Source organism: Citrobacter europaeus, from assembly GCA_020099315.1.
Lineage (GTDB): Bacteria > Pseudomonadota > Gammaproteobacteria > Enterobacterales > Enterobacteriaceae > Citrobacter > Citrobacter europaeus.
The window spans coordinates 1509218-1531987 of sequence record CP083650.1; the positions used below are offsets into that span (position 1 = coordinate 1509218).

Annotated in this window: 21 protein-coding genes; 7 read left to right on the forward strand and 14 right to left on the reverse strand. The window is 51.9% G+C overall.

The features are described from left to right. Nucleotides 1-52: 52 nt before the first annotated feature. The 3 genes from dinG to LA337_07030 all read left to right on the forward strand — a co-directional run bounded on the left by dinG (nt 53) and on the right by LA337_07030 (nt 4449). Complete coding sequence (dinG, locus tag LA337_07020) at nt 53-2203, forward strand: ATP-dependent DNA helicase DinG (GenBank protein UBI17437.1); 2151 nt, start codon at nt 53-55, stop codon at nt 2201-2203. Between the two features lie 29 nt (nt 2204-2232). Then, a complete protein-coding gene (gene ybiB, locus LA337_07025; protein UBI17438.1) occupies nt 2233-3201 on the forward strand; it encodes a DNA-binding protein YbiB in 969 nt (322 codons plus the stop codon). Nucleotides 3202-3363: 162 nt separating this feature from the next. Beyond that, nucleotides 3364-4449 (forward strand): malate/lactate/ureidoglycolate dehydrogenase, encoded by a 1086-nt coding sequence (locus LA337_07030; protein UBI17439.1) that lies wholly within the window; start codon nt 3364-3366, stop codon nt 4447-4449. 97 nt (nt 4450-4546) lie between these two features. On the opposite strand, the gene ybiJ is transcribed toward LA337_07030, so the two are convergent. The 5 genes from ybiJ to mcbA all read right to left on the reverse strand — a co-directional run bounded on the left by ybiJ (nt 4547) and on the right by mcbA (nt 9011). Next, complete coding sequence (gene ybiJ / locus LA337_07035) at nt 4547-4807, reverse strand: DUF1471 family protein YbiJ (GenBank protein ID UBI17440.1); 261 nt, start codon at nt 4805-4807, stop codon at nt 4547-4549. A gap of 300 nt (nt 4808-5107) precedes the next feature. Next, complete coding sequence (locus LA337_07040; GenBank protein ID UBI17441.1) at nt 5108-5374, reverse strand: DksA/TraR family C4-type zinc finger protein; 267 nt, start codon at nt 5372-5374, stop codon at nt 5108-5110. Nucleotides 5375-5449: 75 nt separating this feature from the next. Further along, nucleotides 5450-6127 carry a PKHD-type hydroxylase YbiX gene (ybiX, locus tag LA337_07045; protein UBI17442.1) on the reverse strand — a complete coding sequence of 226 codons (678 nt, stop codon included), beginning with the start codon at nt 6125-6127 and terminating at the stop codon, nt 5450-5452. Nucleotides 6128-6170: 43 nt separating this feature from the next. Further along, entirely contained in the window at nt 6171-8456 is a 2286-nt protein-coding gene (locus LA337_07050; GenBank protein UBI17443.1) for a catecholate siderophore receptor Fiu, read from the reverse strand. Between the two features lie 294 nt (nt 8457-8750). Next, on the reverse strand, nt 8751-9011 hold the full coding sequence (mcbA, locus tag LA337_07055; protein UBI17444.1) for a DUF1471 family periplasmic protein McbA: 261 nt from the start codon (nt 9009-9011) through the stop codon (nt 8751-8753). Between the two features lie 210 nt (nt 9012-9221). Between mcbA and rlmF the strand changes: the two genes are divergently transcribed. After that, nucleotides 9222-10148: a 23S rRNA (adenine(1618)-N(6))-methyltransferase RlmF gene (rlmF, locus tag LA337_07060; protein UBI17445.1), complete on the forward strand. Its 927-nt coding sequence runs from the start codon at nt 9222-9224 to the stop codon at nt 10146-10148. On the opposite strand, the gene ybiO is transcribed toward rlmF, so the two are convergent. The 6 genes from ybiO to rhtA all read right to left on the reverse strand — a co-directional run bounded on the left by ybiO (nt 10145) and on the right by rhtA (nt 16825). Further along, entirely contained in the window at nt 10145-12382 is a 2238-nt protein-coding gene (gene ybiO / locus LA337_07065; protein ID UBI17446.1) for a mechanosensitive channel protein, read from the reverse strand. The genes rlmF and ybiO overlap by 4 nt on opposite strands. A 118-nt stretch (nt 12383-12500) precedes the next feature. After that, nucleotides 12501-13223 (reverse strand): glutamine ABC transporter ATP-binding protein GlnQ, encoded by a 723-nt coding sequence (glnQ, locus tag LA337_07070; protein UBI17447.1) that lies wholly within the window; start codon nt 13221-13223, stop codon nt 12501-12503. Further along, the gene (glnP, locus tag LA337_07075; protein ID UBI17448.1) at nt 13220-13879 is read right to left on the reverse strand and encodes a glutamine ABC transporter permease GlnP; all 660 of its coding nucleotides are present in this window, start codon (nt 13877-13879) and stop codon (nt 13220-13222) included. Before glnP ends, glnQ begins: the two co-directional genes overlap by 4 nt. Before the next feature lie 139 nt (nt 13880-14018). Continuing rightward, nucleotides 14019-14765 (reverse strand): glutamine ABC transporter substrate-binding protein GlnH, encoded by a 747-nt coding sequence (gene glnH / locus LA337_07080; GenBank protein UBI17449.1) that lies wholly within the window; start codon nt 14763-14765, stop codon nt 14019-14021. Nucleotides 14766-15130: 365 nt separating this feature from the next. Next, a complete protein-coding gene (gene dps, locus LA337_07085) occupies nt 15131-15634 on the reverse strand; it encodes a DNA starvation/stationary phase protection protein Dps (protein ID UBI17450.1) in 504 nt (167 codons plus the stop codon). A 303-nt stretch (nt 15635-15937) separates the two neighbouring features. Next, nucleotides 15938-16825 carry a threonine/homoserine exporter RhtA gene (gene rhtA, locus LA337_07090; GenBank protein UBI17451.1) on the reverse strand — a complete coding sequence of 296 codons (888 nt, stop codon included), beginning with the start codon at nt 16823-16825 and terminating at the stop codon, nt 15938-15940. A gap of 410 nt (nt 16826-17235) precedes the next feature. Between rhtA and ompX the strand changes: the two genes are divergently transcribed. Beyond that, nucleotides 17236-17751, forward strand: a complete 516-nt coding sequence (gene ompX, locus LA337_07095; protein ID UBI17452.1) for an outer membrane protein OmpX — start codon at nt 17236-17238, stop codon at nt 17749-17751. Nucleotides 17752-17814: 63 nt separating this feature from the next. On the opposite strand, the gene LA337_07100 is transcribed toward ompX, so the two are convergent. Together LA337_07100 and mntS are read right to left on the reverse strand one after the other, a co-directional pair. Continuing rightward, nucleotides 17815-19401: a phosphoethanolamine transferase gene (locus tag LA337_07100; protein ID UBI17453.1), complete on the reverse strand. Its 1587-nt coding sequence runs from the start codon at nt 19399-19401 to the stop codon at nt 17815-17817. Between the two features lie 276 nt (nt 19402-19677). Beyond that, complete coding sequence (mntS, locus tag LA337_07105) at nt 19678-19806, reverse strand: manganase accumulation protein MntS (GenBank protein UBI17454.1); 129 nt, start codon at nt 19804-19806, stop codon at nt 19678-19680. Nucleotides 19807-19992: 186 nt separating this feature from the next. Here mntS and mntR point away from each other — a divergent pair, with 186 nt between their 5' ends. Both mntR and LA337_07115 read left to right on the forward strand, forming a co-directional pair. Beyond that, the gene (gene mntR / locus LA337_07110; protein UBI17455.1) at nt 19993-20466 is read left to right on the forward strand and encodes a manganese-binding transcriptional regulator MntR; all 474 of its coding nucleotides are present in this window, start codon (nt 19993-19995) and stop codon (nt 20464-20466) included. Further along, nucleotides 20463-21572, forward strand: coding sequence for an anion transporter (locus tag LA337_07115; GenBank protein UBI17456.1), 1110 nt, complete (start codon nt 20463-20465; stop codon nt 21570-21572). Before mntR ends, LA337_07115 begins: the two co-directional genes overlap by 4 nt. A 64-nt stretch (nt 21573-21636) precedes the next feature. Here the strand turns inward: LA337_07115 and ldtB are convergent, their stop codons facing one another. After that, the gene (ldtB, locus tag LA337_07120) at nt 21637-22557 is read right to left on the reverse strand and encodes a L,D-transpeptidase (protein UBI17457.1); all 921 of its coding nucleotides are present in this window, start codon (nt 22555-22557) and stop codon (nt 21637-21639) included. Nucleotides 22558-22770 lie beyond the last annotated feature (213 nt).

A 22770-nucleotide genomic window follows, 5' to 3' on the forward strand; every position in this document is an offset into this window, starting at 1 on the left:
GACTGAAATGTGCCACAATAGTGGCTGTTTATACAGTACTTCAGGTTTTCTCATGGCACTAACGGCTGCGTTAAAAGCGCAAATCGCCGCCTGGTATAAGGCGCTTCAGGAACAGATCCCCGACTTTATCCCCCGTGCGCCGCAGCGGCAGATGATTGCTGACGTTGCGAAAACACTCTCCGGGGAAGAAGGGCGACATCTGGCGATTGAAGCGCCGACCGGGGTGGGGAAAACTCTGTCTTATCTGATTCCCGGTATTGCCATAGCGCGTGAAGAACAAAAAACGCTGGTGGTTAGTACCGCCAACGTCGCTTTGCAGGATCAGATCTACAGCAAAGATTTACCGCTGCTACGCAAAATTATCCCTGACCTGCGTTTTACCGCCGCGTTTGGTCGCGGACGCTATGTCTGTCCGCGTAACTTAGCGGCGCTGGCCAGTACCGAACCCAATCAGCAGGATCTACTGGCCTTTCTCGACGACGATCTGACGCCCAATAACCAGGAAGAACAAAAGCGCTGCGCCAGGCTAAAAGGCGATCTCGACAGCTACAAGTGGGACGGGCTGCGCGATCACACCGATATCGCTATCGACGACGGACTCTGGCAACGGCTGAGCACTGATAAAGCCAGCTGTCTGAACCGTAACTGTCACTACTATCGTGAATGCCCTTTTTTTGTTGCCCGCAGGGAGATTCAGGAAGCCGAAGTGGTGGTTGCCAACCACGCGCTGGTGATGGCGGCCATGGAAAGCGAAGCCGTTTTGCCGGAGCCGAAAAACCTGCTATTGGTGCTTGATGAAGGCCACCATTTGCCCGACGTCGCGCGCGATGCGCTGGAGATGAGCGCAGAAATCAGCGCCCCCTGGTACCGACTGCAGTTGGATCTGTTTTGCAAATTAGTGGCTACCTGCCTGGAGCAGTTTCGGCCAAAAACCACGCCTCCGTTGGCGAATGCCGAGCGTCTGAATGGTCACTGTGAGGAACTGTATGAGCTGATTTCCTCGCTCAATAACATTCTTAATCTGTACATGCCGGCTACCCAGGAAGCGGAACACCGCTTCGCGATGGGGGAGCTACCTGCGGAAGTGATGGAGATTTGTCAGCGTCTGGCAAAACTAACGGAAATGCTGCGCGGTCTGGCGGAACTGTTCCTCAACGATCTCAGCGAAAAAACCGGCACTCACGATATTGTGCGTCTGCATCGGGTTATTTTGCAGATGAATCGGGCGCTGGGCATGTTTGAGGCACAAAGCAAATTGTGGCGGCTGGCATCGCTCGCGCAATCATCGGGCGCGCCGGTGAGTAAATGGGCGACGCGCGAGGTGCGTGACGGGCAGATCCACGTCTGGTTTCACTGCGTGGGGATCCGCGTGAGCGATCAGCTCGAACGACTGCTGTGGCGCAGCGTACCGCATATTATTGTCACTTCCGCCACGCTACGCTCGCTCAACAGCTTCTCGCGTCTGCAGGAAATGAGCGGCCTGAAGGAAAAAGCAGGGGACCGGTTTGTTGCGCTGGATTCACCGTTTAATCACGTTGAACAGGGCAGAATCGTCATTCCGCAGATGCGCTACGAACCGCTAATTGAAAACGAAGAGCAGCATATCGCGGAAATGGCCGCCTACTTCCGCGAACAGCTGGAAAGCAAGAAGCATCAGGGGATGTTGGTACTCTTTGCCAGCGGCCGGGCGATGCAGCGTTTTCTGGAGCACGTTACCGATCTGCGCCTACTGTTGCTGGTTCAGGGCGACCAGCCGCGCTATCGTCTGGTGGAGCTGCACCGCAAGCGGGTGACCAACGGCGAGCGTAGCGTGCTGGTTGGGCTGCAATCTTTTGCCGAAGGTCTGGACTTGAAAGGCGACCTGCTGACTCAGGTGCATATTCACAAAATTGCTTTTCCGCCTATCGACAGCCCGGTGGTGATCACCGAGGGCGAGTGGTTGAAAAGCCTGAACCGCTACCCCTTCGAGGTGCAGAGCCTGCCCGCGGCGTCGTTCAATTTGATCCAGCAGGTAGGGCGACTCATCCGTAGCCATAGTTGCTGGGGAGAAGTGGTTATTTATGATAAGCGTTTATTGACCAAAAACTATGGCAAGCGTTTACTGAATGCATTACCCATATTTCCGATAGAGCAACCTGCTGTGCCAGACGTTATAGTAAAACCAAAAGAAAAAGCGAAACCCACACGCCGCCGTCGGCGTTAACGACGCGAGCAACAGGCAAGGAGTTAACGATGGATTACCGCAAAATCATTAAAGAGATTGGGCGAGGAAAAAATCACGCGCGTGACCTGGATAAGGATACTGCTCGCGGACTGTATACCCATATGATGAACGGCGACGTACCTGACCTTGAAATGGGCGGGGTACTGATTGCGCTACGTATTAAAGGCGAAGGCGAAGCGGAGATGCTGGGCTTTTACGAAGCGATGCAAAACCACACCATTCGCCTGACTCCGCCGGTAGCGAAACCCATGCCGATTGTCATTCCCAGTTATAATGGCGCGCGCAAGCAGGCGAATTTGACTCCGCTGCTGGCGATTTTACTGCATAAGCTCGGCTTTCCGGTGGTGGTACATGGCGTCAGCGAGGATCCAACCCGCGTGCTGACAGAAACCATTTTCGAGCTGATGGGAATTGCGCCGACGCTGCATGCCGGGCAGGCGCAGGCAAAGCTGGATGGTCATGAGCCGGTGTTTATCCCGGTGAGCGCGCTGTGTCCTCCGCTGGAGAAACAGCTGGCGATGCGCTGGCGAATGGGCGTGCGTAACAGTGCGCACACGCTGGCTAAATTAGCCACGCCGTTTGCTGAAGATGCCGCGCTGCGTCTTTCCAGCGTGTCCCACCCGGAATACGTTTCGCGCGTGGCGAAGTTCTTCGGCGATATCGGTGGGCGTGGCCTGTTGATGCACGGTACCGAGGGCGAAGTGTATGCCAACCCGCAGCGCTGCCCGCAGATAAGTCTGATAGATTCATCCGGTGTGCGAGTGTTACAGGACCGACAGAGCGAGATGCCTGATGAGCCGGTACCGCTACCGGTAGCAAAAGACCCGGAAACCACCGCGCGCTGGATTGAGCGTTGTCTGGCGGGCAGTGAGCCTGTTCCGGCATCGTTGAAAATCCAGATGGCCTGCTGCCTGGTGGCAACCGGTGAATCCGCCTCACTGGCTGAAGGACTTGCCCGCGTCGAGCAAAGTTTCTAATTAATTTGTTATCCCGACGGGCCATTTACCAGGCCTGTCGGTTCTCTCATTTCAGCAACGTGAAATTTCTGCACGTTTATTGACCTCCGGAGCGCCGTGGCGCAGCATAGTTTGTTGAAAAATAAGAAACACAACAAACACGCGACACAACAGGAGATAACAATGAACAGTGGACATCGCTTCCATGTGCCAACGCTGCACGCCTTTATCCAGGCCGTTTTTCATCAGATGGGAAGCAATGAGCAGGAGGCGAGGCTGGTGGCAGATCATCTGATAGCCTCTAACCTTGCTGGTCACGACTCCCACGGCATCGGCATGATCCCAAGCTATATTCGCTCATTCTCACAAGGGTACCTGCAGATCAACCGTCATGCCAAAGTGGTCAAAGATGCGGGAGCGGTGATAACGTTTGACGGCGACTGTGCGTTTGGTCAGGTGGCGGCGCACGAGGCAATCACGCATGGAATCGAAAAAGCGCGCCAGTACGGTATCGCCGCCGTGGCATTACATAATTCGCACCATATCGGACGCATTGGCTACTGGGCGGAACAATGTGCGGCGGCAGGTTTTGTTTCGGTGCACTTTGTGAATGTGGTAGGTATCCCGATGGTCGCACCGTTTCATGGCCGCGATAGCCGTTTTGGCACCAATCCCTTCTGCGTTGTGTTCCCGCGTAAAAATACTTTCCCGTTGTTGTTGGACTATGCGACCAGCGCCATCGCGTTTGGCAAAACCCGTGTGGCATGGCATAAGGGCGAACCGGTGGCACCTGGATGCCTGATTGACGCAAATGGAGTGCCTACGACCGATCCTGCCGTAATGCAGGTTTCTCCGCTGGGGTCGTTACTGACATTCGCCCAACATAAGGGTTATGCGCTGGCGGCGATGTGCGAAATTATGGGCGGGGCGCTTTCTGGCGGTAAAACAACACATGAAGAAAGCCTGCAGACCAGCGCGGATGCCATCATTAACTGCATGACGACCATCATTATAAATCCTCAACTGTTCGGCGCGCCGGACTGTGATAACCAGGTTGCGGCATTTGCTGAGTGGGTGAAAGCGTCTCCGCATGCTGAAGGTGCCCCGATCCTGTTACCAGGGGAGTGGGAGGTGAATACGCGTGAGGAACGGCTGGCGCAAGGTATTCCGCTGGATGCCGGGAGCTGGAAAGCGATTTGCGAGGCGGCGCTGCAAATAGGGATGCCAGACGTCGTGTTACAGGAGTTCCGTCAACGTCTGGAACACTAAGCAAAAAAAAGCCCGTCCAGTGGCGGACGGGCAAACAAAGGGTAACAAACAGGGTCAATGAGGGTTGGAGCATTGGGTCGTACAGGTAATTTCTCGGTTATTTATAGATAACCGCGGTGCCGCTCATTTTATCTTTGCCGATAGCGGAAGTGATGCTGTATCCCGTTGCGCCAGCAGCATTTGCTTTCTCAGCGAGTTTGGCTTCCAGGCCGTCCAGCGTAGTGGCGCCGTCAGCAGATACCACACCAATTTTGTTCATGTTTTGTGCCTGAGTAGAGGAAACCGGCTCGGCAGCGAAAACGCCAAATGACAGGGTAGACAGAGCGATGGCGGCAACAGCAAATTTGATATTTTTCATGATTAATTTCTCGCAGGGTTGTTCTGTTAGTCAGTGTTCTTTAAGAAGACGTTGTTTCGTCGATGTGAGAAGTATCACGTTTTTTTATGCGAGATAAAATCGAATAGAATTGACGGCATCAATCAAAAAAATTGAATGACAAATAACTTATTGAATATTAATAAATTCGAAAGAGGGATTTACAGTTCTTGTCATTGCGCTTTACAGAGACACCGACAACGGCACATTTTGCTACACAGAGTGCAAAAAAGCGTGCTCGTAAAGGAAATTGTATACGCTAAAGCTTTTGGTAAAGATAAGTCAGCGTAGCTGGCTGTCTTTTGAACCTCTGCGATTATATCCTGAAAATGCCGCACTATGTGAATCTTTATCCTGTTGGCAAGTGATGCACAAGCGTACGCCTGGCACGGCCTCACGTCTGGCCTGAGGGATAGGATTGCCACATTCTTCGCATTCATACAGACTTTCCCCCGTCGGTAATTCACCGCGGGCGCGGGCTACAGCATCTTCAATAGTATTGTTGATCTGTTTGTTAACCGCGTCATCATTTGCCCATCCGGATGCCATGCTTACCTCCTGCTGATGTCTACAGAATAAGTATAGCGAATGTGATGGCTGAAAAACGACCACGCGTTACCACTATCAGATTTCAGACCATTCGCGCAGCAGGTTATGGTAGAGATTGAGAAGCGAGAGGATCTCGCTACTCTCCCCATGACGTGTTTTCAGGGACTGGATGTTTTTATCCAGTTCAAAAAGCATGGCGCGATTTTTGTCGTCACGGATCATCGACTGGATCCACATAAATGACGCCACACGAACGCCTTGGGTCACCGGCGTGACGCAGTGCAGGCTGCTGGAAGGGTAAAGCACCAGATCGCCCGCCGGCAGCTTTACCGCATGCTGGCCGTAGGTATCATTGACCAACAACTCTCCTCCTTCATAATCATCAGGATTACTCAGGAATAAGGTGGCGGAAAGATCTGTGCGCATCCAGCCGTTTTCCGGATGGCTACGCACCGCGCCGTCAACGTGAAAACCGTAAGTCTCGTTGTCCTGGTAGCGATTAAACAGCGGTGTGGAGAGTGTTTTCGGTAATGCTGCGGCGAAGAATAGTGCGCTGCTATTCACCGCAGTTTGTACCGCCTGTTGTAAAACGCCATAACGCGCACTTTGCGTATCCACCTGCTGGTTGTTTTTAACCTGTGCGCCCTGAGCGCCGGTGGTTGCACGGCCATCAACCCAGTCGGCAGCGTCCAACTGTTCGCGAAACCAGGCAACATCCTGCGCTGTCAGAACGCCGGGAATGTGGTACATCATCAGTGTTTCTCCTGAAAGTGGGGCTGACGCCCCACGTAAAAGATCAGAAATGCATATTTGCAGTGAGCAGGAAGGTTCTTGGCTCGCCCGGATGGTAACGGTATCCACTCTTGTTAATGGAGGATACGTAATCGGTGTCGAACAGGTTATAGACGTTTAGCTGGAAATCGAGATTGCGATTCACGCGATAGCCCAGTTTGGCGTCGGCGACCCAGTAACCTTCAGTGTAGGATGGCGTACCGACCGCACCGTCGGAACCGCGATGCATGCTGCCCACGTAACGAGCGCCCGCGCCAACAGAGATATCATCGGTAGCCTGATACTGGTTCCACAGCGTGAACGCATGTTCAGGCGTATACGGCAGGGATGAAGACCCATCCTGAGCAACGTTTTTACCATTGTGGATGGTAGCGCGTTGCTGGGTGTAGCCACCAATAACCTGCCATGCGGGGGTGATGTTGCCTGCTACCGAGAGCTCGTAGCCTTCAACGCGTTTCTCTCCGTACTGGGAATATGTTCCGTCGTCGTTCTGCTCAACTTCGTTCTCAATATCCGTGCGGAAAATCGCGGCGGTTAACAGCAGGCGCTTATCCAGCACCTCCCATTTGGTGCCGATCTCGCTGGTTTTCGCTTTCTGCGGTTTGAAATCGGTACGGTTCGCACTGTTACCGCTGCCGCCCTGGGCAAGGGCAAAGTTGCTGCCGCCTGGCGGTTGCTGAGAAACGGCATAGTTGATGTACACGTTACCATTATCGGTCAGGTGATACAGCGCACCCGCTTTCCAGTTAACCAGATTGCCTGATTTGGCTGTATCCACAGTGGTGACCGGGGAACCTTTGACCACACCTGTCGGGCACGCGACAGCGCCACGCCCGGAGGCGCCGCAAGCGGTGGCGCTGTCATATTCAGTGCGGTAATTGTCGAGGCGAATACCACCGTTTAGCTCAAACTCACGGGTAACTTGTAGCGTATCAAAAGCGTATATACCGAAGGTATCGGTTTGTCCGTTAGCGTTGGCGCCGTTACGCGACAATCCGCCGATATTCACATTGCTGTCGGGATGATAGATATTCACCGGTGGTGGGGTGATCGGCGCCACGCCATAATTGGTTTGCGTTTCGCGCGTTAGCTCCACGCCGGTACTGATGTCGTGACCGATGGATCCCGTGTAAAACTTTGAGGTCAGATTAGTCTGGTTGGTGAGGATTTTATTGCTGACATCTTTGGTATTTGCCAGGCGTGACCAGGTCCAGGTATCGACACTACTGGTTGGTTGAGTGATGTTAGACGCGCCGCCCATCACCGCCGTCATCAGATAATCTTGTTTAATACGCGACCAGCGGGTGGTGTTGCGAATAGTGGTGCTGTCGTTCAGGTCATGTTCAAAACGCATCGTTGCGGTATCGGTCGTCGAATCGTCGTAATCCGAGTTGGTGCCGTAGAAGTTATGCGTATCTACTTTTCCTGAATGATTCAGTGCAGAAGTCCCCGCGGATGGTGCGGAATACCCCGGCAGGCCAATGGTAGGGATACCGCCATCCGGCGTGTTGTGCTGGGTGACATGAAGATAGTTCAGGTACAGTCGGTTCTCAGTCCCTAAGCCAAAAGCGAGAGAGGGGGCCACACCATAACGTTCATTCTTAACATTATCGCGACCCGCATCATGGGTTTTTTCACCCATCAGGTTTAAACGTGCGGCGGTGGTCTCGCCGATGACCTGGTTAATGTCCAGCGTACCACGACGGAACCAGGCGCTACCGACGCTGGCTGACGCATCGATCCCGGAATCGGTGCGCGGCTGTTTGCTGATCATATTGATGGAACCCGTCGGCGCGCTACGTCCATAGTCGGTACCGGAAGGACCTTTGATCACTTCCACCTGTTCTGTATTGAAGGTGTCGCGCGTGACGCTGCCAATATCACGAACACCGTCGATATAAATACTGTTCGAGGTATCCGCACCACGCATGTAAACCGCGTCGCCTGTGCTGGAGTTTCCGTTCTCACCGGCAAAAAATGCGCCAACGCCCGGTACGTTTTTCAGCGCATCGGTCAGATTTGTTGCGCCTTGATCCTTAATCACCTGCTCAGAAATCACCGTCATGGTGCGGGTGGTATCCGCTACCGGGCGGGAGAATTTAGGATCGGCAGACTGCGTTGGGGCGTACAGCGAAGGTTTGGCCGCTTCAACAACCAGAGTGTCTTCTTGTTTTTTATCCTGATTGCCCGCGGCGACAGCCTGAGCTACCGGGGACAGACCAATGCACAGACCGGCAAAAAAAGTCAGTGAGTGAAAACTACTGGACGGCAAGTTGCGATTTTTATCCATGTTAATGAGTGACTTATTATTGTTTGAGTAAACGGTTTCACTCGCGCGAAGGGACATCTCTATGGATGTTATACCCTGCAGGCCTCGCGGAAGTGGACTTGTAATTGATAATGATTTTGATAAGCATTACTAATCAGTGCGACGTTTTAGCATTCATCACTTCAAAAATAAATACATTTGTTTACATTGGATTCAAAATTACTACACGGTGATTACAATTCGCACCGGGAATGACGTGAATTGCGGACAGCTAACTGCATTCGGGATGAATGCAGTTGGGCTAAGGTGAGGGGGTTACTTATAGATAGTTGCGGTGCCGTACATCTGGTTTTTACCGCCCGCAGAATTGACGACAAAGCCTTTGGCGCCTTGCTCTTTCGCTTTCTCAGCCAGCTTGTCTTCGAGATCGCTCAGGTTAGAGGCGCCGGTAGCGAAAACTGTGCCGGAAGCCTGTAGCTGACCGGTAGCAGGGCTGGTGTAGGGCTGTGCAGCAAAGGACGCAAATGTCATGCCGGTCAGGACGGTAGCGGCAAGTAATGTGAGGCATTTCTTCATAGTGATATCCTCTGAAAAACAACAGGTGTGCCTGATAAGTTTAGGTCGTCAGCACAGGACATTTACCGCAAAAAACTGGTGAAGACCTGTCTGTTTTTTGAACAAATGGCAAGGCATTAAACAGGCGTGAAAAATCAAATTTCCTTGTTGCATGTGTTTACCGCGTGGCGTTATGCGGGTATCTTACGCCGCTGTTAAAAGGAGAATGCTATGTCCGCCCAGAAACCGGGATTACACCCACGCAACCGCCACAACGGCCGTTATGATCTTGCGACTTTATGCCAGGTTACGCCCGAGCTGACGCAATTTCTCACCCTCACGCCCGGCGGCGAGCAGAGTGTTGATTTCGCGAATCCGCAGGCAGTGAAGGCGCTCAATAAAGCACTGCTGGCGCATTTTTATGCGGTGAAACACTGGGATATTCCAGACGGTTTTCTGTGCCCGCCGGTTCCTGGTCGTGCAGACTATATCCACCATTTGGCCGATCTGTTAGGTGAAACCAATGGAACCATTCCGGCAAATGCGAGCGTACTGGACGTGGGAGTAGGGGCCAACTGTATTTATCCGCTGATCGGCGTGCATGAATACGGCTGGCGATTCACCGGGAGTGAGACCAGCAACGAAGCGTTTAACAGCGCTCAGGCGATCGTAAATGCCAATCCGGGGTTAACCCGTGCTATTCGCCTGCGTCGCCAGAAAGATGTTACGGCAATCTTCAACGGTATCATTCACAAAAATGAGCAGTATGAAGCCACATTGTGTAACCCGCCATTCCATGATTCTGCGGCCTCAGCCCGCGCCGGAAGCGAGCGCAAGCGCCGTAACCTGGGCCAGGATAAAGATGATGCGCTGAACTTTGGTGGACAGCAGCAGGAGCTGTGGTGTGAAGGCGGCGAAGTGGCGTTCATCAAAAAAATGATCGCCGAAAGCCAGGCCTTTGGACGTCAGGTGATGTGGTTCACCACGCTGGTTTCGCGCGGTGAGAATTTGCCGCCGTTGTACCATGCATTAACGGATGCGGGCGCGGTGAAAGTCGTCAAGAAAGAGATGGCCCAGGGGCAAAAGCAGAGCCGCTTTATTGCCTGGACCTTTATGGATAACGATCAGCGCCGACGTTTTATGGCGCGTAAACGCTAAAGCGTGGGCTCGGTTGGCGGCAGCGGTTCGCTTGCCGTCGATACAGGGCCATTCACCGGTGCAGGCAAGACCTGATACGTTTGTACCGGGGCGCGTATGTTGGCCAAATCGAAGTATTTCTTCACCTGGCTGTCAAGGGCAAAACGTACCGTCCACTGCTTCAGCGGTAAAGTAGTAAACGAGACCCTGAGCGTGAAAGCCGTATTGGTTAATCCCACGATCCCGGCAAACGACGGTTCGCCGATAATAAGCCCGCGGATATCTTCTTTTTCCATCACCGCAGCAACCGCGTCTTTCAACGCCTGATTCGCTTTATCCGCATCCTCATGACGGTCTACGTCGTAATTGGCGACGACCGATCCAATTCCACGCACAAAGTTGGCGAAGGTCGTTATCGATGACCAGGGAATGATATGGTACGCCCCGGTGTCCTGACGCACGCCCACAGAGCGGATGGACATTCGTTCAACCGTACCGGTGAGTGGGCCGATGGTCACCAGGTCGCCGGTGTTCATACCATTTTCGAACTGAATAAAGATCCCGGTAATAATATCTTTTACCAGCGTTTGCGAGCCGAAAGAGATAGCCAGCCCCAACGCCCCGGCCCCGGCCAGTAAGGGGGCGATATTGACGCCAATTTCGGACAGCACAATCATGATGGTGATCGTGCTGATTATTACCGCCAGCGCATTGCGAAACAGCGTCAGCAAAGTGCGGGTTCTGGCGCTGGGTAGCGGGCGGCCATGAATATCGGAAGCCAGACGATTTTCAATCAGGCTGGCAAGGATCGTCCAGCCGATGGCGGAGAAGAATAAAATCAGCGCGATACGGATCAGAATATCCACCGTTTTTTCTCCTGCGCCGTAATGCAGCCAGTTCCAGAAGTCGAACAGTCCCCAGGCATTCAATAGCAGCATCACCGCAACGCACACCGTCAGGATCCTGGCCACGCTTAACGCCGTCGACAGCCAGCCATTCAGTCGTTTTTGTAATTCCGGATAGCTGCGCTGGGTGTGTGGCGAAAGGGTAATAGTCTTGGCTATCCAGCGGGAAAACATGCCGGACACAAAGGCAGCAATCCCGATAATCACGAGGCTGCGCAGCGTAGCGCCCATCATGAATTTCAGGCTGTTGCCAGGATCAAATAGCGAGAAGAAAAACAGCACAATGAAGTAGGCGCTGGCCAGCCAATGCCACACCAGCGCAAAAGCGCGGATAAACAGGCTGAAGAAAGCTAACGATCTTTCCGCCAGATTCTGTAAATGCTGTGTTATCTCTTTCTTGTTTCTGAAAATCAGGTACAGCGCCCATAGCGTAATACACAGCATGATGATGACGTTTGCCATCGCGCCGACCTGCACGTTGACCTGATTGGAGATAATGGGAACGGCAACGATCAGTCCGTAACCAATCAGACTGCTCAACGAACTCAAACGGCGATTCCAGTAGCGAGCACCAGCATCCTGAATGTTAAACGGGCGCAGTTCAGCCACCGTTGGGCAAAATATCAGACGTAGAATGGCTTTGAAGAATTCAATCAGGGCAAAGGCATTGAGAAACAGGCTTTGCTGAAAGGCGATCGTGCGACTGCCGGCGTTCATTCGGTCGCTCAGTATTTGCCCGACAAACAATGTCAGCGCCAGCAGAAGCAAATCGATAATGAATGCGCCGATTATCATCGCCGGAAGCTGGAGCCAGTTGCTGCGTTCACGGTTTTTCCGTCGTGCCCATTGCCCCATTTTGCGATACAGCGGAAGCGCGCACAGGCGAATCAACCAGAAAAAACCGAACACTGACGCCGCCAGCATTAAAAAATGGGTCAGGGCATTGGTGAAAGTTTGTGGGTTAAAACTCTTATGCGGTGCGTCGGTAATATTACGGTAAAGTTGGGCAAAGCGGCTGGAGAGCGCCTCACCGTAGTGCCGTGTGACATCCGTGACGTTTTCCAGCACCGTTTTTTCTTCTGTTAATGTGGGTGGAACAATGGTTGGCACAGGCTCGGCAGGGGGCGCTGTCGCCACTTTGCGTAACTGATCGATCAGTTCCTGACGTGAGGCGTCATTTTCCAGCACATCCGCCAGTGCGCCGTAGGCCGCTTTCTTCTGTTCAACATCCGGCTCTTTCGTTGGCGCGGCTTGTGCGTTGGTTGACGTTGGCGAGGTGACGCCAGGTATCGTCACCGCCTGAGCCGGAATACTAAGCAGACAAACAAAGATGAACAGGATCCAGCGCATGACTCCTCCCATGAGAAAATAAATTCAAAAGGATAAGTATAGATGTCAGGGCGGGGGAGAAATGAAATGAGAGGATTCTGGTGAAAAACCTCCCTTCGGGCGAAGGGAGGCTGAACTATCAGGAAACGTGCTGCAAAAATTCCTGTAAGCGTTGGCTGGGCGGATTTTCAATCAGGGCCTGCGGATTACCGTCTTCGGCAATACGTCCCTTATCAATGAAAATCAGGCGTGAAGCCACTTTTTCGGCAAAGCCGATTTCGTGGGTTACAATCACCATGGTCATCCCTTCTTCCGCCAGATCCTGCATAACTTTCAGAACTTCATGACGCAGTTCCGGGTCCAGCGCTGAGGTTGGCTCATCAAACAGCATCATTTTCGGCTTCACCGCCAACGCACGGGCGATAGCCACACGCTGTTGTTGACCACCGGACAGTTCAGAAGGGTAGTGATGCGCACGCTCAGCCAGACCCACTTTCGCCAGCAGCTCTTTAGCCAGTTTCTCAGCCTGCTCTTTATTCGCCCCGCGTACGCGCTGCGGTCCGAACATGACGTTTTCCAGCGCCGTCAGATGCGGGAACAGATAGAACTGCTGAAACACCATCCCAGCTTCCTGGCGGATTAACCGCTCGTCTACCTTCGGATCGTTTACTTTCAGACCATCGACGATCAAATCGCCGGAGGTGATTTCTTCCAGTTTGTTAATACAGCGCAGCAGGGTAGATTTACCGGACCCGGACGGACCGATAATCACCACCACTTCGCCCTGCTGAATGTTCAGGTCAATATTGTGCAGCACCTGAGTTGGACCAAAGTGCTTAGAAACGTTTTTAAATTCAATCACAGGATTTTCATCCTTCTTTCCAGACGACGCAGAATGAAGCTCAGCACCAGCGTAATGATCAGATAGAACACCGCAACGGCGCTCCAGATTTCCAGTGCGCGGAAGTTACCGGCAATGATTTCCTGGCCCTGACGGGTCAGTTCAGCGACGCCAATGACAATAAACAGCGAGGTATCTTTTATGCTGATTATCCACTGGTTACCCAGCGGCGGCAGCATACGACGCAGTGCGAGAGGCAAAATTACGTGGCGGATAGTCTCTGTGCGTGAAAGTCCAAGCGCCAGTCCGGCTTCGCTGAATCCTTTATGGATTGAGAGCACCGCACCGCGGGTGATTTCCGCAATATAGGCCCCGGAGTTGATCATGATGGTGACAACGGCGGCGCTAAAGGGATCAATGCGTAAATCGTTAAATGCCATTGGCAGGGCGAAGTAAATAAACATCACCTGCACAACGATTGGCGTACCGCGAATGACTTCGATAAACACCAGCGCTACGTGGTTGGCTATCCAACCGCCGAAAGTACGTGCAAACCCCGCTGCAAGCCCGATTACCAGACCGCCAGCCAGACCGAGGACCGAAATCCACAGGGTCATTTTGGCGCCTTCAATCAAAAGCGGGATGGCGGGCCAGATGGCACTCCAGTCAAACTGCATATGTCGTTCCTGTTACCGTGGTGTAAATATTCAAATGCCTGTTTTACCGGATTCACTGTGTGGTTATTCGGCCTACAGGTCTCAAAAATCCCGGCGTAAGCCCGGTAAGCATCGCGCTACCGGGCAACGCTGTCGGTTATTATTTAGGTTCAGTACCGAACCATTTTTTGTAGATTTCGTTATACGTGCCGTTCTCTTTCAGCGTTTTCAGCGCGCCGTTCACTTTCTCGCGCAGTTCATCGCTGCCTTTCGGGAAGGCGATACCGTACTGCTGGGCTTCCAGGGATTCACCTACGGCTTTGAACTGGCCGTTACCCGCAGTTTTGATGAAGTAAAGAATGTTTGGAGTGTCGTGCAGCACGGCGTCTGCGCGGTTGGTGCCCAGTTCCATATACGCGTTATCGATATTCGGGAACTGACGCAGGTCTTTGGTTTTGATGTTAGCTTTTGCGTAATCAACGGAACCGGTGCCGCTCTTCACAGCGACGACTTTACCATCCAGATCTTTCACGCTTTTCACGTCGTTATTATTCGCTTTGACCATCACTAACAGACCGCTTTTGTAGTAGCCGTCAGAGAAGTCGATCGCTTTTTTACGCTCATCAGTGATGGTGATACCCGCCAGTGCCAGGTCGATATTTTTGGTTTGCAGAGCCGGGATGATGCCGCTGAAATCCATTGGTTTCAGTTCATAATCCAGCTTCAGTTCTTTGGCCACGGCAGCCCACAGATCCACATCAAAACCAACGTATTTGTCACCCTGTTTGAATTCGAACGGTACAAACGCGGTGTCGGTTGCGACAACCAGTTTCTTATCTGCGGCATGGGAGGACACCGCAAAAGCCAGGGTAAGTGCAGCCAGTGAAACTTTTAATACAGACTTCATAGGATTTCCTTTTATATCCACGGGGCGATCCCCTGCGAGAACATATGGCTTAATGAAAAAATCGTGCCAATTTTGCAACTCATTGTTTTAACAAGAAGGTGTCTTGTTTCTCTGCACAATAAGTAGGGCAAAGCGGGCGATCTGCACTATTTTGGGGCACTCATTTGGTGCGCGCCTGACACGGTGCAAACGGTATGACTATTTAGCGTAAAAATTGTTGATAAAACAATCTTTCGTTAACGATTGTGTGAGGTGATTATTACAATTAATTTACTTTGGGGTGACGAATGATCAATGTTATGCACCATAGAAGTGCAAAACCCCCGCCAGGGCGAGGGTTATATAGGTAATTCTTATGTCTGCTGTTATTCAATATTGGCTTCGATAAACCACAGGAATTTGTCGAGATCGCGTGACGCGGCGGTGAAGATATCTGCAGTATCTTCGTCTTTAGCTTCGCTAATGGCTTTACGTACGCTATTCGCGACGACGGCATAACGATCGGCCAGCTCTTTTAAGTGGTCCTGCACGCTATGGATATCCAGCGGGTAGCTTTTCAGAGGCGTTTTGCTGTTAATCACCTGGGTTGTACCCAGTGCGACTCCGCCCAACTGTACGGCGCGCTCAGCCATGGTGTCGAGGTGATCGGTCAGGGCTGTGCGGAAGCCATCCAGCATTTCATGTACGGCAATAAAGTTGGTGCCGCGCATGTTCCAGTGAGCCTGTTTGGTGATCAACGACAGGTCGATGAACTGGATCACTTGCTGATTCAGCAGCTCTACGGTCGCTTTCTTTTCGCTATCTGTCACATCGTTGCGGGTATATAGGAGGGCAGATGCTTTTGTTTTTACCAATTTTGCGGTACTCATATTTTCATATCCTCTTGATATTTATGTCCCAGCTCTTCAACGGGATTAAGTATAGCGCTAAATTTGGATTTGTTTTTCCGATCTTGCCTATCACTTTAATAGCGAAGAGAGATGTTGGTATAAAATAATTAATGAAATCATGGTGATATGATGGTTGTTGCCGGGGCGATGTTATTTTTATGTTAATGTAAAAAGTAAAAGAAATATGCGGATGAGAAAAATATATTTATTAGAATAATTATCACGCAGATTTACAATTGGATATTCTGCATGATTATGCAAACCATGCAGAATATTAAGTGGTTAATTCACGTCAACTTGCTTAATTTGCGGTTCTTTGCGAATAGTGAGCGTAGACCCCATTGATGCGACGATAATGGCGCCCAAAGCGAGCGTCTGGATAAGCGTCAGCGTTTCACCGAGGAAGATCATTCCGGAAACCGCTGCCAGTGCGGGCTCCATGCTCATCAGCGTCCCAAAAGTACGGGTTGGCAGCCGCGTCAATGCAATCATCTCCAGCGAGTAGGGAAGCGCAGTGGAGAGGACCGCAATGGCGAGGCCTAACGGCAGAATGGACCAGTGCCACAGGGCATCTCCAGCCTGGATCGCGCCGATGGGGACAAAAACCAGCGCCGCAATTAATGACCCAACCGCAACGGTCGCCGGACCATGTTCCGCGCCTGCACGCTGCCCGGTAAGAATATAGATTGCCCAACAGGCGCCAGCCCCCAGCGCCAGCGCGGCGCCGGTTAAATCCACGTGAGAAACGTCCTGACCTAACGGCAGCAGGAACCACAGCCCGAGAACAGCCAGTGCAACCCAGATGAAATCCACCGGACGCCGGGATGAAAACAGCGCTACCGCGAGCGGACCGGTAAACTCCAGCGCCACGGCAATTCCCAATGGCACGGTCTGGATTGACAGGTAGAAGAGATAGTTCATCCCGCCCAGAGACAGGCCATAAAACAGCAGGGGCAGGCGCTGTTCTTTGGCGAATCGCAAACGCCAGGGTTTAAAGAAGGCGATAAGGATGAGGGTGCCCAACGCAAGGCGCAACGCGGTAACGCCCGGCGCGCCAACGAGCGGGAACAGCGATTTCGCCAGAGATGCTCCGCTTTGAATGGATGACATAGCAATGAGCAAAACCAAAATAGGCAACCAGACTGGCGCTTTACGTGACGACCCCGGCATCCTTTCTCCTGTCAATGATGATTACACGCCTTCATCTGCGCGACGTTGCAGTTTTGCTACGACACGGATGACTTTATGTATAGAAAAGTAAAACAGCGAGTGTAATGGAAATACGCATCGCTGGTTGACTATTCGTTGAAAAAAAAAGTGCTCAGTTCCGTACAATGGCATGAAAATGATGGATTAATAATCTGTGTGATTAGGATTAATCTGGATGAATGTGCCATATTGTGCGCGCAATAATGGCATTTTACGTTAGAAAAGTGATGTTAATTGAAAGAGATAGCGGGTTTCTGAAATGTTCTGTTACATGAAAGACCCCGTTAGACATCGCGAATCGCAAAGAGTTTCCCATCAATTTTTGGTATATTTAAAACTTAAGATTTACTTGAAGCACATTTGAGGTGGTTATGAAAAAAATTGCATGTCTTTCAGCACTGGCCGCTGTTCTGGCTTTCTCCGCAGGTACTGCAGTAGCTGCTACTTCTACCGTTACCGGTGGTTACGCTCAGAGCGATGCTCAGGGCGCAGCGAACAAAATGAACGGTTTCAACCTGAAGTATCGCTACGAGCAGGACAACAACCCGCTGGGTGTTATCGGTTCCTTCACTTACACTGAAAAAGATCGTACCGATGCTTCTGGCGACTACAACAAAACCCAGTACTACGGCATCACTGCTGGTCCGGCTTACCGTCTGAACGACTGGGCAAGCATCTACGGTGTAGTGGGTGTTGGTTACGGTAAATTCCAGAACGCAGCATCCCCGGCTGACAACCACACCACCAGCGACTACGGTTTCTCTTACGGTGCTGGTCTGCAGTTCAACCCGATCGAAAACGTTGCTCTGGACTTCTCCTACGAGCAGAGCCGTATTCGTAGCGTTGACGTTGGCACCTGGATCGCTGGCGTGGGTTACCGCTTCTAATCACTCCGGTGATATGAAAAATCCGCCTTTTAGGGCGGATTTTTTTTGCGTGTAATTTAGAGATTAACGAGATTTGGTCTCAAAGATATCGGTACCAAGATGGTTGTAATCCACCTTCTGCAGTTTGAAGTTGGTGATGTACACCGGGCCGGCCTTTTTCTCTGAAATAAAGCGGTAGCTGTTGGTAATTTCCTTTGCGCTTATCCCTGTCCACTGTGAGAAAAAACTGAGGAAATCATTCGCAGAGCGACGGGCTTTAATCACCCGATGCGCTTTATCATCGCTCGACAGCACCATGAAAGGCACCTGGAAATTCTGCTGGAACTGATCGTCATGCGCCAGGTACTGCACCTCTTTTCCTCGCTCTTTAAACGCGAGGCCATGATCGGAAAAATAGACCATCGAGAAGCTGGTACCGCTGTTACGTAGCTGATCGTATAGCTGACGCAGCAGGTCATCCGTCTGCGTCATAGTGTACAGGTAGCAGGATGTCTCTTTTGACTGGACGAAGGTCTCGTATTTACCCTGCGTACGGTCGCAGGCCTGTGGATGTGAGCCCATTAAATGCAGCACGATGAGCTGTGGCTGGGTTCGCTCGGTTGCCAGCACCTGGGCGGTCATCTTCAACAGCGCTTCGTCACGGGTGTTTTTATCCGCTTCGAAATCACCGCTTTTGAGAAACTGAACTTCATCAGCGCGTTTCGCGATGCTGGCGATGGCCGTATCGTATTCACCAATCTGTCCCTGATTGGAAAACCACCACGTCTGGAATCCCGCTCGGTTGGCCAGGGTGACAAAGTTATCCTGGAACTGGGGCTTATTGTCGACCACCCGATTCAGCGTCAGGCCGAGTGATTTTTGCGTCGAACCGCTTGCCGCAATGTAATCCGCGAAGATGTAGCCGTTAACGGAGCTGGCAAACGGGGTGTTATCCCAGTGGCCGCCAAACGCGCCTAACGCATCGCGGCGGGCGCTTTCGCCGATCACCACGACGTAGGTGTGATACTTCGGCTTGACGGCGGTTACCGTCCAGCTGTCTTTTACGCTCGACAGTTTCGCCATACGCTCTTGTTCATCGAGCACTTCGTTGTTATTGACGATAACGTCCTTGGCAAAGCGGAAAACCGGATAGCCAGTATCTTTCAGCTTGAACACGCCGCCCCAGGCCAGGTTTTGCATCGGGGTAACAAAGAATGCGACAACGCTGAACAGCAAACAAACGCTGTCGAACTTGTTCCAGCCACGCTGCTGTACATCTTTTTTACGGCGTACGGCGATAACGCCGAGGGCGAAAATAAATACCCCAACCAGATAACTGTACCAGGGGAAGATGGTCAGGATTTCAGTAGACTCTTCCATATTGGTTGAGTGCAGCGCCAGCAAAGTATTGAAGTTCGGCGCACCATAAGCCTGGCCGAACGGAAAGTACATTGCCGCAATGAGTGAGCAAATGCCAATCAGTGCTTTCTGCACGCGCGGCGCGCTACGCCACAGCAGCATCAATATACAGGTGAAAGCAACGCTATAGAGCAGGCTAAGCGGATAGCCCAGCGCAAGGTTGATCAGCAGAGACTGTAAGAAATAGAGGCCAGTCCACGGACTAATTGCCCGGCTACGAGCAATGATTGAATCTTTGAGGGTTAAATTCATATGCCACTGTTACAAAAACGCCATGTGCTTACCCTGGCGCTAAGGGTCATTGCCTGCCTGAGAGAGCGAGAAGAGGGATAGGGTCCGCATCCGCGAGCCGCAATATACGCAGGGCTGCGAAAAGATAGAGTGTGCGCAGGAGAAGGTCAACTACTACAAAGAAATTGTTTTGCGAGGGACGTGGCAAAACTGACAAAAAGAAGGGTTATTGGCAGGAAAACGATCGCCGTATGCGAGTTACGGCAGGAAAAAGAAGCGGCGTACCGCGACGCCGCATTATTTTTCTGAAGGTTTATCCTGCTCTGGTTTGCTGTTAATCATGTCGCACAGCATAGAGATAAGCATTAACCGTACTTTAAAGGGAGAGTGGCTAAACACGCGTATACACCTCTTAAATTCATTCATATAAACCTCCTGACTTCACGATCCCATCAGTCCTTGAGGGATGTCTTTATTATATACAGATATAGCACAGGCTATATTATATAGCTATTGCTAAAACGTTAATTTTTTGTGCCCACGCAACTCTGGTTTACAATGAGCGCTCTCTAATCAGATGCCGTTAACGCGTCACAGGAACGAGGAAGCATAATGAGTCGTCGCGCAGGTACGCCAACAACAAAAAAAGTGACGCAATTGGTGAATGTCGAAGAACACGTTGAAGGATTTCGTCAGGTCCGGGAGGCACATCGCCGTGAGCTGATTGATGACTACGTAGAGCTGATTTCCGATCTCATTATTGAGGTTGGTGAAGCGCGCCAGGTAGATATGGCCGCGCGGCTTGGGGTTTCCCAGCCGACGGTTGCTAAAATGCTTAAGCGTCTTGCTTCAGTCGGATTGATTGAAATGATCCCCTGGCGAGGCGTGTTTTTAACCGCAGAAGGTGAGCGACTGGCTCAGGAGAGTCGGGAGCGTCATCAGATTGTAGAGAATTTCCTGTTGATGTTAGGTATCAGCCCGGAAATTGCCCGTCGCGACGCTGAGGGAATGGAGCACCACGTCAGTAAGGAAACGCTGGAAGCTTTTAGCCGGTTTACGCAACAGCAAGGAACAGGCTCTGAATGAGTTTTCCTTTATTACGCGCCTTACAGCGCGATCGTTTTTTTCAGTTGTTAATCATCGTCGGGATTGTACTAAGCCTGTTTACGCCATTTGCGCCCCGGTCGTGGCCGGGGGCGATTGACTGGCACACGATTATCACGCTTAGCGGGCTGATGTTACTGACCAAAGGGGTGGAGCTAAGCGGTTACTTCGATGTGTTAGGGCGCAAGATGACCCGCCGCTTCAATACTGAACGCCAATTGGCGATATTTATGGTGCTGGCGGCGGCGCTGCTGTCGACGTTTCTGACCAACGATGTTGCGCTGTTTATTGTGGTTCCGCTGACCATCACCCTGAAAAAATTGTGCGCCATTCCGGTGAATCGCCTGATTATCTTTGAGGCGCTGGCGGTAAACGCCGGATCGTTACTCACGCCAATAGGCAATCCACAAAACATTCTGATGTGGGGACGCTCAGGCTTATCGTTTAGCGCGTTTATCTGGCAAATGGCACCGCTTGCGGGGGCCATGATGCTGACGCTGGTGGTGCTGTGCTGGTTCAGTTTCCCACACAAAGCCTTGCACTATCATACCGGTACGCGCGCGCCTGACTGGCAACCGCGCCTGGTGTGGGGCTGTCTTGCGTTGTATATCATCTTCCTGACGGCACTGGAGTTAAAACATGGGCTGTGGGGCCTGGCGGTTGTGGCGGCAGGTTTCATGGTGCTGGCTCGCCGCGTGATCCTCAGCGTGGACTGGACGTTGCTGTTGGTGTTTATGGCGATGTTCATTGATGTGCATTTGCTGACGCAGCTCCCGGCCTTACAGGGGATGACCCATCAGATTGGTACCCTCTCAGCGCCGGGGCTTTGGTTGACCGCCATTGGCCTGTCGCAGTTTATCAGTAATGTTCCCAGTACGATTTTGCTGCTGAACTACGTCCCGCCAACGCTGCTGTTAGCCTGGGCGGTCAATGTGGGCGGCTTTGGGCTGTTGCCGGGGTCGCTGGCGAATCTTATTGCTTTACGGATGGCAAACGACCGACGGATCTGGTGGCGTTTTCATTGGTATTCGGTGCCGATGCTGATATGGGCGGCGCTGGTGGGATATGGTTTGTTGTTACTAATGTAATAGCGGCATTGAGGCAATAAAAAAGGCGGATGAATTATCCGCCTTTTTCGTGTCAGGTATGTGCTTAGTTCAGACGAACCGGCATACCTGAACGGTTCTGAACCGCCTGCTCAACGACGGCCTGATCGACGTCAGACTGACCGGTGATGCTGGTAATGCTCTTGTTCAGCGTAATCGGTACGATTTCCCCGCCTTCAAACTGTGCTTCAGTGGTTGACAGTGGGTTATGTACCTCGATGTAACGGCTGCCGTCTGGTTCGGTAGTGGCTTTTACCGGCTCATCGATAAACTGTACGCGGGTGCCGACTGGCACATTTTCAAACAGGAATTTGATGTCGTCGTTACGCAGACGCACGCAACCGTGGCTGACGCGTAAGCCGACGCCGAAGTTAGCATTGGTGCCGTGGATGGCATACAGACGACCAATATACAGTGCGTACAGACCCATCGGGTTATCCGGACCTGCCGGAACAACGGCTGGCAGCGGTTCACCCGCAGCGCGGTATTCCGCATGCATTTTCGCCGTTGGCGTCCAGGTTGGACCCGCTTTTTTACGTTCTACTTTGGTAGTCCAGTTGATTGGCGTGTCTTTGCCCAACTGGCCGATACCAATCGGCAGAACAATAACGGTGTTGGTGCCTTTCGGGTAATAGTACAGGCGCATTTCAGCGCTGTTGATAACAATACCTTCATGCACGGTATCCGGCAGGATCAACTGCTGAGGAATGTTCAGCACGGTGCCGCCTTTCGGCAGAAAGGTATCCACGCCCGGGTTGGCTTCCAGCATGTTAGACAGACCCATCTGGTACTCCGCCGCAAAATATTCCAGCGGTTGGGTGTTGCCTTCAGGAATCGTGATGACCTGGTTTTGCCCAATTAAACGGCTGCCATCGGTAGGCAGCGGGTACGTGACGGCAGAAGCTGTGTTACAAAAACCAACTATTGCGAGTGCCGCCGCGAAAAGCGTTGTTAATTTCATATTCATGTTCATGTATGCGAGATTCAGTGCCAGGCAGGCTAGTGGGTTGAGATTTATGTAGTGTTGGGCACGCATTATATGTGCAATCTGAGCAACAAGGAATTCGGATGTGTACTAAATCACATTTTTTTCCTTTTACTCTCATTTTAGCCCTTCAGCATCAGGGGGCGATCTTATTGCAGACTTATGGCATAATAAGCGGTTTGTCACATATTTCTT